Here is a 14,062-nt window from a genome sequence, read left to right on the forward strand (position 1 = left end):
ACTTAAAAGCGGGCAACATCAAAAAATGCCATCTAAATTAAAATGAAAGAAGCAGGCTGATTAGCCTTTATCTTAACTTCGAACGCATTATTTTTAATAGAAATTTCCTCTCCTGTTTTTTCTCCCCTCAAATTGCAAGGTTGTACCGATTTATATTTATTGTCATCAGGCAGGGTAACCTTACACGGACTTGTTTTACCATTTTGCTCCCACAAACGGATTACATCGCCTTCCCCATCTCGGTTTTTCCCAAAGAAAGTAACTAAAACTCCTTTTTCAGATACAGAAACGCCTTTCGAAGTTGCCCCTTGTTTCCCTGCTGCTCCTTCGGTATAGCCAACCATCAATGGATTTCTGATTTCTTCCGAAGGGACTACGATAGCACTTCCGTCAGCATAATTATTAATGCCCCAGATGTAGAACTTTGCAGTCCAGGAACCTTCCACCCATTCTGTAAAATTGGTACTCCACTGATTGTTATACAAATTGAAGAACACGTTTGCTTTTTGCGGAACAAAATCTGTTGAATATTTCCAGCATCCGGGACGATCTAAGCTTAGGCCTGGCACATCTGGAGAAGTAAGCCCAAATCCCTGATTATTTTTATCCAAAACGCCAACTCCCGTATTAATAAAACCATAATCTAAATTAGATCCTTTTACAAAATCTTTAACTGGATCAACCACAGCTCCCAAACGCCCCAGCTTAAACTGTGGATGTTCAATATTGAAAGGAAAACTAATCCATCCCGCTTCTGGCCAGGCCTCAGCAGGTTTTCCATTGATACTCCAAATCACTTCTACTGTTGGTTTGTTTTCATACAGCGTAAAAACCATTGAATAATTGTGAACTAAATCAGCATCTCCTTTGAAAGTCATGATCGCAGTAACCGACAAAGCATCTTTAGAAAATGTGATTTCTGCATTTCTACCGGATGACTTTTTGTAGGGAGTATCGTCAAGATTGATTCGGCCCAATTCCTGATACGCCCAGTTCCAACCCGCTTTGATGTAATCTTTAGCGTATTTGTCGGTTTGCGTTTTAGCGAAACGTTCGTTTACATATTGTCCGAATTTGTAATCAGAATTGGCATTCACCATTTCTTTGTTCGATTTTTTATCAATCAACGATTGGATGGTCCCGTTTTTTTTGTCGAAAGTGATTTTAAAAAATTCATTCTCCATCATTGCTTTTTCAGCGTCGAAAGAAAGATTCGATTTTGAAGTAACCGCTTCCTCACCTGTTGACACGAAAGTTGAATATCCCATTGCCGGAATGTGGTTGGCCTGGAATTGAAGAATATTTTTATCTTTAACGATGGAAACAATTTCTCCCGTTGCCACATTTTTCAATGATTTTTTGAAAGCTGCAGCCGTTTGAACAGTTACCATATCATTGCGTTCCCATGGCAGTGGATTGTAAACCACAATACGATTGCCTTCTACATTTACAGCAGCAGCCAAACGTTTCAGCTCTCTGCTGACAACCGGAAGAATTAATTTTTCCGAACCAGTTACATAATTCCCTTTCTCCTTCCATGAATATTCAATAATATCATAGTATCCTTTGGCGCGCAATTTTTCAAATTCCTTACCATAAGCCCAATAGCCGGACTCGCCATGGCTCATTGCCAAACCCCAGGTATGCTCGTCAAATAGATTAATATTCTCCGACGATTGATCGACAAAAGCAGGAATTGGTTCTTCTGATTTTCTTCCCCAAATAGAAGAAAGCGTACTGAAAGCTTCCAGATTAAAAGTTGATTTACTCAAAACCCTACTCGATTTCATTTCGCGCGGCATCGACATATAACCATGAATCCAGGTATCAGGCATATCGCCTTTTACGGTGATCAGCTTTGGATTTTCTTTGATAATTGTACTGTAGAAATCGGCCATACTTCCCACACGAACTTTTGCACCGGGATTCAGTTTTTCAACATTTTTCACTGCTTCTCTGTATTCTTCGTAAGTAGGGGCCCCGCTGTTGTCATTAGTCTGAATGATAGCCAACCAGGTTTTGTGGGCCCAGTCTTTTGGCGGTGCAGGACTGGTTCCGTAATATTCTCCATAATAGAAAGTCATCAGCTTTGATTTGTCCGGACCTTCCCACCAAAACAACAACGGAACCTCTGGCGACCTTGATGCAGGATTACACCCGATGTGCAGGAATTTAACTCCGGCATTAGTCAGCATGGTAGGCAGGATCCAGGAATGACTCGGAACATCTGATTCCTTGGCATCTATCGGTAGTGGCAAGCCTGCTGCTCTGCTTATTTTTGAAGCATATCCCATCGACTGCACCAATGGCTCTAAATCGCTTGACTCCGTTTCCATGGAAAAAGGTAAGGCATGAACGAGAAAGTTTCCATCTTTAATGGCCTGCTCAACGCTTAACTTAACATCCGGTTTCGCTTTTGAAAGAATTTCTTTCATTGGCCAGCCTGAAATTGTCCATTTGAATTGTTGGTCTTTTGGCAAATCCTTTGATTTATCAACTGTACTCAAAGCGCTTATAATCATTGAATTGGCGTAATTGTATCGAACATTGTCCGACCAATCGGTGTAACCAATGTCAAAATGGGTTTTAAATACAACAATCACCTCCTTTACTTTACTGTCGTTTGTTTGGGCCAGCACGCAAGTACTTACCAGCAAAAACATGGCTAAACCACTGATGAAACGTTTCATTTTATTTTAATATTTGGTTTGAATAGTTGTATTTTTCTGCAAATCTTATCGCTGGAATTATTTTACATCAGTATCATATAGCTCCTGATGACCGACTTTAGGAATAGCTTTTCCCATTGCTTCCAATTCTTTATCACCATCAAATAAAAGCGGAAAAAAATTACTGTCGAGCACTTGGTCCTGAGGCATAGCAGGAAAGGTTTTTAAAGCCTCCAACCTTTGGTATCCTTCCGTGTTTCCCAAGGTATGGGCACTCATCACGTTAAGCACAGTTGCCCTTCTTGGACGAGCCGAAACATTGGCATAAGAACCATGCATCGTAAGCGGATGATGAAAACTGGCAAATCCTTTAGGCAATTCATTAGGCACTCTTTTCTCAAATGCGGCTAATTGTTCTTCATTTAATATTGTCCTTACTGAATCCATATCACCCGTTAATCCTGTAATAGGAAGCAATCCCCACTTATGGCTTCCCGGAACAAAATAAAGACAGCCATTCTCTTCATTGGCATCATCTAAACCAATCCAGCAAGTCAGGTGGTGCATAGGCTTAGTAAATGTCCAATAGGAAAAGTCCTGATGCCAGGCCACTACCCCACCGTGTTTAGCCGGTTTACAAAACAATTGGTCATGGAAAATTCTAAACGATTGCCCCAACAGTTGATAGGCTGCCATACGAAATGCCGGTGCCCATAGCAAGTCATGAAATCCGGGAGTTAAACGCCAGGCTCCAATGGCATGGAAGAGCACTTTGTCCGGATCTTCAGACTCGTTGCTTTCGTAGTGGTAAAATAGTTTTTTTTCCTCTTCATTCAAGGATTGTAGCTTTACAAGTTCCGCATTAAGCAGATCTACTTGTTCTTCTGACAGAATTTTAATCCCTTTTACAAATCCGACTTTTTTAAAAGAAGCAATTTGTTCCTCAGACAATAGGTAGGGTTCCCATTCTTTTGCAGATTTTGGTTGCACAAACATATCCCCTAGTGGATGACTATAGTCGGCTAAATCTTTAGAGAAATTTAAATTTTCCATATTTTTTTATCACAAACAATTTATTTACAATATCTCCCTTTCAGCAAATGCATCATGTGTACGTTGATATCCCATTGACTGGCGATCGGCATACCGGTAACAGGTAAATGAACCATATAAGGAGCCGGACCAAACTCGGTTGTAATTGTTAATACTTCTCTTTTATGATCCCGGTACTCCTTCACAATTGCATCCCACCATCTCAAGTGCGCTTCCAGTTCATTTTTAAATTCCGGCAAGCGTGGATCAATCACTTGAGCGCTTTGTGTATGCCCTACCCTTGAATGAACGTGTTCCACATTTTCACAGGCAAGAGCAAGAGCCTCTTCCTGGTCTTCGAGTAAACTTTCTGCGACATTACACCAATGGGAAAAATCGGCCGTGATCTTTAAATCTGGTAACTTTTTTAAAAAAATATGTGTGATATGAGCCGCAAATAAAGCCTTATTGCGATGCGTTTCATGACAAATGGTAACACCTGTTTCCTTCGTGATCGTATTGGCAATGGCAAACAATTCCGCATTCTGTTCAAAACTGAAATAATCTTTACCCGTTTGAGCATTAATTTTTACCGGTTGCACCGAAGCCAGTATATATAACTGCTTTACGTAACTGGATTTATGTACTTCAAAATCTTTTTCAAAAGATTGATAGTATTGGCCAACCAGCTGCAAATCGTTATTTTTCAGCGCATCCAAGATCACTTTTTGCTCCTCAGGGCCTTCCGGTACCGGCGCTTCCACCCCATCATATCCTGCTTGCTTTACTTTTTGACAAAAGTGATCCCAATCCATATTTTCTGAACCCCATCGCGGATAATAAAATTGCAATTTCATGAGCTATACTTTTTCTGCAATCAAATCTGAATTCCAGGCTTTCTCAATTTCTTCCAAACTCTTGCCTTTGGTTTCGAACAATTTCTTTTTTGCGTATACAAAAGAGAGGATACAAAAGAAGGAGAAGATAAAGAACGTATTGGCAATGCCCAACCCGTCTCTCATCATGGGGAATAACAGGTTTACAATCCAGTCGGAAACCCACATTGTCATAATACACATCGACAAAGCGGTTCCTCTGATGTGCGTGGGAAATATTTCTGTTGAAATCACAAATTTCAATGGACCAAGAGAAAAGGCGAAGAATAAAAGAAACAAAATGATGCTAAATAACATGAACCATCCTGTGATATTCATCAGGAAACAAAAGCCCGTCAGCGCCAATGCGAAAGCAGCACAGAGCGAACCAATCAGGTATAGCGGCTTGCGACCCCAGGTATCTACTTTTGAAATGGCGATAAATGTAAAAAGTACATTGGCTGATCCCAATATGACCTGGTAAAACAGGGCATCACTGGTGACAATACCCGCCGACTTTAAAATGGTGGGACCATAAAAAATCACCCCGTTGATCCCGCTGAATTGCGACAATGCAGTAAGCACCATTGCCAATGTCAATAATTTACTTAAGGGCAAACGCATCAACTCTTTATAGCCACCTGATTTTTGACTGGCCATTTCTTTAATGGAATCGAACTCCAGCCGTCCGGTTTCTTCTCCATTTATTTTACGAAGAATGGTTAACGCTTCCTCATTTCTTCCATATTGCACCAACCAGCGCGGGCTTTCAGGCACTATTAACAGCAATAAGCAAAATGCCACTGCCGGAATAACGCCCACAATAAACATTCCCCGCCAAACATTTTCAACAAGTAACCAATGCAACAAACCCTCGCCTCCCCCTACCTGGGCACTGGCATAACGTTGTAAAAATAAATTGCTGATATAAGCGGCCAGAATCCCTATGGTAATCGCAAGCTGATAAAAGACAACTAGCTGTCCACGCCTTTGCGAAGGCGCTACCTCTGAAATATAAAGCGGGGATAGATTCGAAGCCACACCTACCGCCATCCCGGTAAGAACGCGGAAGAAAATTAACATCAGATAAGCCTCGGAAAATGCAAAACCTACTGCGCTGATTAAAAACAATATGGCTGAAATAAACAAAACTTTTTTTCTGCCGATTTTATCACTGAGATAACCAGAAAAAGCCACGCCAGCAATACAACCTAATAATGCACAGGATACAAACCATCCTTCCTGTGCGGATGATAATCCGTATTGCAATTTTAAGGGTTCAATAATACCGCTCACTACAGCCATATCAAACCCAAATAAAAAACCTCCCAGTGCCGCAATTAGCGTGATGAGAAAAATAAAATAATTTGTTCCTTTCCTTTCCATAATAGTTTTTTTGTTCTTAAACGTGGTTCGTTTTTTTATAAGTCAATGTGAATTCCGGCTCTAGCAGTAATGCTCTTTTACATAAGCGACGACTAAGAAGGCTTTGGATGTCCCCTGATTGCGAACGGTGTATTGTGCAACCGCAGCAGGAATCACAAAGGTTTCGGCATACTGAAATACCGTCTTGTTACTTCCGACCCTTACCTCAACTGATGTTCCTTCGACCAACATACAGATATGACATTGTCCCTGGGTCTCAATAACAGTTTCTCCGGTAAACTCATATCGGTCAACGGTATAAAAATGTTCCTGATGGGTAGGCAGCTTCATCACTCTACCCTCCGGCCATTCTTTGATTATTTTAGGATGCGAAATCAACTCCTGCGGAACATAATCACCTTTTCGATCAAAATACAGATTATTAAAAGCATGTTCTATATTGATGGGACGAGGGCTGCCATTAAGATCAAGACGAAGCCAATCGTACATTTTAAACGTAAAAATATATGGGGTACTGCTAATTTCCAGCACCATATTATTTTTGCCCGAAGCATGAACGGTTCCGTTAGGGATAAGGAATAAATCGTGTTTATGCGCCTTGTATTTTTGCACATACTTTTCTACCGGCATTTCTATCCCCTTATCCTGCGCATCTTGTAATGCCTGTTTGAATTCATCCGGATTAATATCATCCTGAAAGCCTAAATAAACATTGGCATCTGGCTCACAATCTAAAATGTAGTAAGTTTCATCCTGGGTAAACGTTTCTCCGAAATGCTCCTGAATATATTTGGTTCTTGGATGACATTGAATAGAAAGATTGCCTCCATCATAGGTATCCAGAAAATCGAAACGGATTGGAAATTCGTTACCGAACCTATGAGCTGCTTTTCCCAGCATTTTATAATTATTTCGGAATAACAGGAAATCGAAAGAAATCTCCAGCAAATGGTTGTTACCTTCCAGCACTATTCCATTTTCAGGCGTAATTAATTCAAAAGACCAGGCATAATTTACTTCTTCCTGAGGCAGTTCTTTAAACTTTTTCTTCATCCAGTTTCCACCCCACACACCCGCTTCAAACCAGGGTCTGGCTCTAAAAGGTTGTTCAAACATGGCATCAAGTGTGTTCCTGAAATCCTCTCCCCTCATCCAGGTAATTTCATCTATCCTTTGCTCATCAACGATATAGTTAACACTGGAAAGCAATGCTTCCTTATGTTTGTTTAATACGGGCCAGTCTACAAAATAAAAGCGTTTGTACATCTGAGTGTTCTCAAATACGGCTGCAGATCCGAGGTTTGTAATACTTTTAGCCTGCATTCGATACTTGATTTCATTTTTTGGAACATCCAAATAAATAAGCGGGGCCTTCCAGTTACTTAACATGGCTCCTGTTCCGTAGACAATGCACAAATCAGTGTGGTCATCGGGCATTAACAACTCTAGTTTCTTTTCATCAAAGAAATCAATCAGGTTGCCGGAATATTTTTTTCCAAACACCGGATCGTCGCCATTTAAATTAGCAGCAATCATTTCGTTTACTTCTTCGGGAGATTTTAAGCAGGAGTCCACATCATACCAGAATACTTTTTTGCCATACCGATCGAAACACTCTTGTAAATTCATTCGGAATAACTCCCATAATACACCACCAAAGCCATCGATGACCACCCTCTTTTCAGCTATTAAACTTTGAGCCAATGAATCATAGCCAGCTTGCACTGCATATTGCGTATTAAAAGTTGGAACGATAGTATATGATTGATGAGAAGGAGAAGAATTGGTTAGCGGCAATAAGACTTGTGTTGTTTTTCGTGCTACTTGGATAGATTCCATTGATATTTCTTTGTAATTTTTTAAACTGATTTAATTTCCCTTCACTGTTCCTCTTTTCCACAATAAGTAAAGCGATCATTTTTATAACAGCACAGCATCATGATCCATTGCTCAAATCTTAACTGAACTTTGTTCATATGTATATACATATTACGAATATAAACAGTTTATTCTAAATTGCAATAACTAGCCAAACATTTCATATCTTATCGTGTTTACCTTTTGTAAAAAACAAATAAACTACAATTCAAGCCATCATGTCTCTCTTTATCTACCTTAACAGCCGATAAAGGCAGTAAAACAAGCACCGTTCCTATGAAAGAAATGCCCCTAACCGTAAAAAGATCCATTGAACTCCTCGGAATCGTCCTCGTTGGCGCCCTGTTAGTCATTGGAAAAGACATCATCATGCCTGTAATCATGGCATTTTTCATCAGCATCGTGCTCCTTCCCGTATTCCGGTTCTTAAGGAAATACAAGTTTCCGGAAATTGCCGCGATTATCCTGCCCATCCTCCTTGTCGTGATTTTTGTAGGTTCCATTGTCTGGTTCTTTTCCGCACAGATTGGTGTTTTGGCGGCAGACTTCCCTCAGATCAAAAGCAATGTAAATTCGCATTTGAAATCACTCAGCGAGTGGTTCAGCACCATCAGTCATGTTTCTACAAAAGAACAGATGAAATTCATCACCGAGAAGAGTGATGATTTACTGGGAATGGCGGGAAAAGCAGCCAGTGGTGCAGCAGTAACCTTAAGCTCCATTTTTGTATTTGTGGGACTGCTTCCCATTTACATCTACCTGATGCTTTTTTATAAAGACATTTTACTCCGTTTCATTTTCATGTGGTTTAAGCCCGATCACCATCCAAAGGTAAAAGAAGCCATTTACGAAACAGAGGCCATCATCAAAAACTACCTGGTGGGCCTGCTGATCCAGGTGACTTACATGACCATTCTCCTTGGCGGAATCCTGTTGTTGATAGGCATCAAACATGCCTTACTGATTGGTGTGATCTTCGCCATTTTAAACCTGATTCCCTATGTAGGTGCTTTAATTGGAAATATCATCGGTGTATTGCTTACCCTGACCTCCTCTACGGAATTGTGGCCGGTAATTACAGTACTAGGAGTAATTGCAGTCGTACAGTTCCTGGACAACAATATCCTGATGCCGAAAATTGTAGGCTCCAAAGTGAAGATCAATGCCCTTTTTGCCATTCTCGGGGTGATTATCGGCGGAAGTATCGCAGGCGTCGCCGGAATGTTTCTCTCCATGCCGATCATTGCGGTATTAAAAGTGATTTTCGACAGAACAGAGATGTTCAAGCAATGGGGGGTGTTACTGGGGGATGAAAGACCCGCCAAAAGTCCAATGACTTTTGCCGCTTTCAGGAAGAAGAAATCTGTACCTACAGACCCCGGGCTAAGCAAATAAATAAGCTAAATAACAATTATTTTACTATATTAACATCAATAAAAGGCCTTAACATCAATAATTAACAACTTCAAACCTATGGAAACAAACTTTAACTCATCAACAGACGATGGAAAGACAGTGGCAATTGTCAGCTACATCACCCTTATAGGATGGCTGGTAGCCTATTTTGCCATGCACAAAGACAAGAGAACAGAGCTGGGTAGTTTTCACCTCAGACAAACCTTGTTACTCTTTCTTATTGTACTTGCTTTAAATATTGGACTCAGCATTTTTGTGGCAATCATGCCTTTCGATGCAGGCCTGATCTATAAAATAGTATACCTGGGGATATTTATATTATGGGTAATCGGTTTTATCGGTGCTATCCAGGGAGAAAAGAAAGAAATGCCTTTGATTGGAAAAGCGGCGCAGACCATGTTCCCAAACCTCTAAATCATTAAATTTTTCAAAGAGCAGGACTTATTTCGATAGGTCCTGCTTTTTTTATTTTCAATTTCCAATCTGTAAACAAAAAAGGCGCATCTCTGCACCTTTTAAATATTCAAAATATTATAAACCGAACTTACATTCTTTCAGGCACCGTGATGCCTAAAATTCTCATTCCGGATTTAAGAATACCTGCAGTTACCGCACTGATGTTTAAACGGTGATGTTTTAATTCTTCATCTTCTTCCTTCACAATTGGCGGAACCTCATGATAGAACTTATTGAACAGCTTAGCTACCTCATATAGGTAATTGGCCAGACTTGCAGGGCTATACACTTTTGCAGCAGCAATCAGCTCTGCAGGATATTTTGCAAGCAACATGATCATTTCGCGTTCTGTACCAGTTAAAACAATGTTTTTCGCACCGCCTTTTACCGGGTCATAGCCTGCTTTACCTAGCAAAGATTTGATACGTGCATGGGTATACTGGATAAACGGCCCTGTATTCCCCTGGAAATCGATAGATTCTGCAGGGTCAAACAACAAGCGCTTTTTCGGCTCTACCTTTAACAGGAAGTACTTCAAAGCACCTAATCCTATATTCTGGTATAAGTTTTCTTTTTCTTCTTCAGAGAAGTCATTCACTTTTCCTAAGGCTTCGGTTTTCTGTTTGGCGGTTTCCACCATTTCTGCCATCAGATCATCGGCATCAACGACAGTACCTTCTCTTGATTTCATTTTTCCGCTTGGAAGATCCACCATGCCGTACGACAAATGGTGTAATCCTTTAGCCCAGGTTTTACCCAGCTTCTCCAGAATCAGGAACAATACTTTAAAGTGATAATCCTGCTCATTTCCTACCACGTACAACGAATCATCCATTTGGAAATCGTCGTGTTTCATTTGAGCAGTTCCCAGATCCTGAGTGATGTACACCGATGTACCATCCGCACGCAAAACCAGCTTCTGATCTAAACCATCTGCAGTTAAGTCGATCCAGACAGAGCCGTCCGGTTTCTTAAAGAACACGCCTTTCTCAAGACCTTCCTCTACCGTTCCCTTACCTAAAAGGTAAGTATTGCTCTCATAATAATATTTATCGAAGTCCACCCCCATGGTTTTGTAAGTCACGGCGAAGCCGTCATACACCCAACCATTCATGGTTTTCCATAAAGACATCACCGCTTCATCTCCATTCTCCCAATCCAGCAGCATTTTCTGCGCTTCTTTGATGAGTGGCGCATTCTTTTTCGCGTCCTCTTCCGTCTGTCCTTCTGCTTTTAAAGCTTCTATTTCTTTTTTGTATTCTTTATCAAAAATCACATAGTATTTCCCTACCAGGTGATCGCCTTTTAATAAGGAACTTTCAGGAGTTTCGCCATTACCCCATTTCTGCCATGCCAGCATGGATTTACAGATATGGATTCCCCTGTCGTTTACCAGGTTTACTTTATACACTTCATGACCGCTTGCTTTCAGCAATTCTGCCACAGAATAACCCAACAGGTTGTTCCTGACGTGTCCAAGGTGTAAGGGTTTATTGGTGTTTGGCGAAGAATATTCTACCATCACCTTTTTACCATTCGCCGGTACTGCACCGAAATCAGGGCTCAACAGCTTCTGGTTAAACAGGTTTAACCAATAACTATCGGCTACGGTTAAGTTTAGAAATCCTTTCACTACATTAAATGCAGTAATTTCTTCAATATGCGCTACCAGATATTCGCCAAGCTCAGTTGCCGTAACTTCCGGTGATTTCTTAGAAAAACGTACAACAGGGAACACGACAATCGTGATCTGTCCTTCAAATTCTGCTCTGGTATCTTGTAAACTAACCTGGTTTTCAGGAATCTCCTGATCGTATAAATGCTTTACTGCAGCTATTGTTGCAGTGGTAATATGTTGTTCGATATTCATAATTTACTCGTTTCTAAAAGCGTTCGTCGCTTTAATTAAAATCTCAAAGGCATGTTCTGCCATTTGATTCTCTCTGTCGAGAGTAGGGTTCACTTCTACAATTTCGAAGCAGCATACCTTTTGGTTGGTGATCAGCCCGGACATTAGCTTTCCTGCTTCTCTCTCCGTCAGTCCTTGTGCAACCGGTGTTCCCGTTCCGCGTGATGCGGTAGGGTCCATAGAATCTACATCAAATGAAACATAGATCAGGTCGCAATGGTCAAGGTAGACTAAAGTGTCGATTACTGTCCGCTCTACTCCTCTTTTCCGGAGATCGGCCGTAGTATAGATCTTTACTTTGTTTTTCTTCAGTAAAAATTCTTCCGGTTTCTCCATATCCCTTGCAGAAATCAGCACAAGATCGCGATAATTAATCTTAGGTGCTATATTTCCAACGTTTTTTAGCTGATACCAGTAGTTGATCGTCTCCTGATCCAGCTTGTTTACTTTTGACTCTAAATTATCTTCGTCAAGCGCCATCGCAAGCGGCATTCCGTGCATATTTCCGGAAGGTGTTGTGTAAGGGGAATGTAAATCTGAGTGTGCATCGATCCAGATTACCCCTAATTTCGACTTGGGATAGGCTGCTTTTATGCCTGCAATTGTCCCGGCAGCAGTACTGTGATCACCTGCCAGAACCACTGGAAACTGTTTCTCATCAAGCGTAGTTTGCACCATTTCACTCACCCGCTCTACCATGGTTAAAATTCCGGAAATCCGCTTCGCATAGGGGCTACCGGTACCTTCAAGCAACAAATGGTTCTCATTTGGCACCTCAACAGATTTGTGTTTTTTAAAAAATCTGCTCCCAAAATCCAGTGCCGCAATCTTAATTGCATCTACTCCTAAACTGGCTCCGCGTGTACCGGCGCCGATCTCGGATTTTACCTCAATAATTTTTAAAGTCTTAGTCATAAAAAAAAATACAAGTGTATTTTATAAAGTGTTTATCTTTGGAACCGAAATTAACTCATTTTAATTTGCTACTCCTTTAAATAATTGTTCAAAAATATAAAAAATGCAGAGTTACTCCGAATTTCTTGATCTAAGTGTTGGTTTTCCTCAGGAAGGTTACAGCGTTATAGACGACGAATTATATTTTCAAGATCTCAATCTGATGGAGATGATTGAAACCTATGGTACGCCATTACGTTTCACTTACCTCCCAATGATAAGTAAGAAAATCCAACAAGCCAAATTATTATTTCAAACGGCGATCATTAAGAACAATTACCGTGGGGATTATAAGTATTGTTATTGTACTAAAAGTTCGCACTTCAGGCACATTGTTGAAGAAGCCCTGAAAAATGGCATCCATTTGGAAACCTCATCTGCGTTCGATATGCCCATGATTGAGGCATTGGAGAAAAAAGGTTCCCTTACCAAAGACATTACCGTAATCTGTAATGGCTTTAAAACGTACCAATACAAACAGTATATCATCGATATGCTGCATGATGGCTATAAGAACATCATTCCTGTATTGGACAACAAAGAAGAGTTTAACCTTTTCGATGATGAAGTAGAACTGGATACCCCTTGTAACCTTGGAATCCGTATCGCGGCAGAAGAGCAGCCGGATTCACAATTCTATACTTCCAGACTGGGAGTCCGTATGGAAGATGTGATCGATTTCTACAACAATAAGATCTCGGCCAATCCTAACTTCAGGGTGAAATTACTTCACTTCTTTATCAACTCCGGAATTACAGACTCTCCATACTACTGGAATGAGCTGGAAAAATACGTGACCTTGTATTGCAAGTTTAAAAAGATCAACCCTGAGCTGGATACTTTAGATATCGGTGGTGGTATGCCATTTAAAGATTCCCTTGTGTTTGATTTCGATTACGAATACATGGTGAATGAAATCGTAAAAAGGATTAAAGAAATCTGTGCAGAGCACGATGTGGTAGAACCGGATATCATTACTGAATTTGGTAAATATACCGTTGCAGAAGCATCTGGCATCTTATACAAAGTATTGGGTCGTAAACAACAGAACGACAGGGAGAAATGGCTGATGTTGGATGGTTCATTCATCACCAACCTACCTGATGTATGGGCGTTAAACCAAAAATACATCTTACTTCCGATCAACAACTGGGATGCAGAATATGAGCGGGTGAACTTAGGTGGTATCACTTGTGATGGCCAGGATTACTACAATCAGGAAGCGCATATGAACAGTGTGTTCATGCCTAAAACACGTAAAGTACAATACCTGGGTTTCTTCAATACCGGAGCTTATCAGGAAGTACTGAGCGGATATGGAGGAATTCACCATTGCTTATTGCCAAGTCCAAAACATGTCATCATTCGCAGAAACAGAGATGAAACTTTCAACTTTGAAGTATTCGGGGAAGAGCAAAACAGTAAACAGGTGTTAAAAATTCTGGGTTACGCTTAAACAACCCGGGAAAACAAAATTCAATAGGCTG

The 14,062-nt window shown here is 40.6% G+C and carries 10 protein-coding genes; 3 read left to right on the forward strand and 7 right to left on the reverse strand.

The window, feature by feature from the left end; genetic code table 11:
- Positions 1–32: 32 nt before the first annotated feature.
- From BLQ87_RS29330 to BLQ87_RS29350, 5 genes are read right to left on the reverse strand one after another with little or no spacing between them, the layout of a single operon-like run.
- Positions 33–2,690 carry a glycoside hydrolase family 38 C-terminal domain-containing protein gene (locus BLQ87_RS29330; RefSeq protein ID WP_074612465.1) on the reverse strand — a complete coding sequence of 886 codons (2,658 nt, stop codon included), beginning with the start codon at positions 2,688–2,690 and terminating at the stop codon, positions 33–35.
- A gap of 57 nt (positions 2,691–2,747) precedes the next feature.
- Complete coding sequence (locus tag BLQ87_RS29335; protein ID WP_074612466.1) at positions 2,748–3,722, reverse strand: phytanoyl-CoA dioxygenase family protein; 975 nt, start codon at positions 3,720–3,722, stop codon at positions 2,748–2,750.
- A 20-nt stretch (positions 3,723–3,742) separates the two neighbouring features.
- Positions 3,743–4,558, reverse strand: coding sequence for a sugar phosphate isomerase/epimerase family protein (locus BLQ87_RS29340; RefSeq protein WP_074612467.1), 816 nt, complete (start codon positions 4,556–4,558; stop codon positions 3,743–3,745).
- 3 nt (positions 4,559–4,561) lie between these two features.
- Positions 4,562–5,962, reverse strand: coding sequence for a sugar porter family MFS transporter (locus BLQ87_RS29345; RefSeq protein ID WP_074612468.1), 1,401 nt, complete (start codon positions 5,960–5,962; stop codon positions 4,562–4,564).
- 60 nt (positions 5,963–6,022) lie between these two features.
- A complete protein-coding gene (locus tag BLQ87_RS29350) occupies positions 6,023–7,801 on the reverse strand; it encodes a class I mannose-6-phosphate isomerase (protein ID WP_074612469.1) in 1,779 nt (592 codons plus the stop codon).
- Between the two features lie 315 nt (positions 7,802–8,116).
- Between BLQ87_RS29350 and BLQ87_RS29355 the strand changes: the two genes are divergently transcribed.
- Both BLQ87_RS29355 and BLQ87_RS29360 read left to right on the forward strand, forming a co-directional pair.
- Positions 8,117–9,235, forward strand: a complete 1,119-nt coding sequence (locus tag BLQ87_RS29355) for an AI-2E family transporter (RefSeq protein ID WP_074612470.1) — start codon at positions 8,117–8,119, stop codon at positions 9,233–9,235.
- Positions 9,236–9,313: 78 nt separating this feature from the next.
- Entirely contained in the window at positions 9,314–9,670 is a 357-nt protein-coding gene (locus BLQ87_RS29360) for a hypothetical protein (protein ID WP_074612471.1), read from the forward strand.
- 130 nt (positions 9,671–9,800) lie between these two features.
- Here BLQ87_RS29360 and argS read toward each other — a convergent pair whose 3' ends face one another.
- Both argS and BLQ87_RS29370 read right to left on the reverse strand, forming a co-directional pair.
- Positions 9,801–11,582, reverse strand: a complete 1,782-nt coding sequence (argS, locus tag BLQ87_RS29365) for an arginine--tRNA ligase (RefSeq protein ID WP_074612472.1) — start codon at positions 11,580–11,582, stop codon at positions 9,801–9,803.
- Positions 11,583–11,585: 3 nt separating this feature from the next.
- Positions 11,586–12,536 carry an arginase gene (locus tag BLQ87_RS29370; RefSeq protein ID WP_074612473.1) on the reverse strand — a complete coding sequence of 317 codons (951 nt, stop codon included), beginning with the start codon at positions 12,534–12,536 and terminating at the stop codon, positions 11,586–11,588.
- A gap of 103 nt (positions 12,537–12,639) precedes the next feature.
- Here BLQ87_RS29370 and BLQ87_RS29375 point away from each other — a divergent pair, with 103 nt between their 5' ends.
- Positions 12,640–14,031 (forward strand): arginine decarboxylase, encoded by a 1,392-nt coding sequence (locus BLQ87_RS29375; RefSeq protein WP_073225930.1) that lies wholly within the window; start codon positions 12,640–12,642, stop codon positions 14,029–14,031.
- The last annotated feature ends 31 nt before the right edge of the window (positions 14,032–14,062 follow it).

It is taken from the genome of Pedobacter steynii (genome assembly GCF_900103665.1).
Classification (GTDB): Bacteria; Bacteroidota; Bacteroidia; order Sphingobacteriales; family Sphingobacteriaceae; genus Pedobacter; species Pedobacter steynii.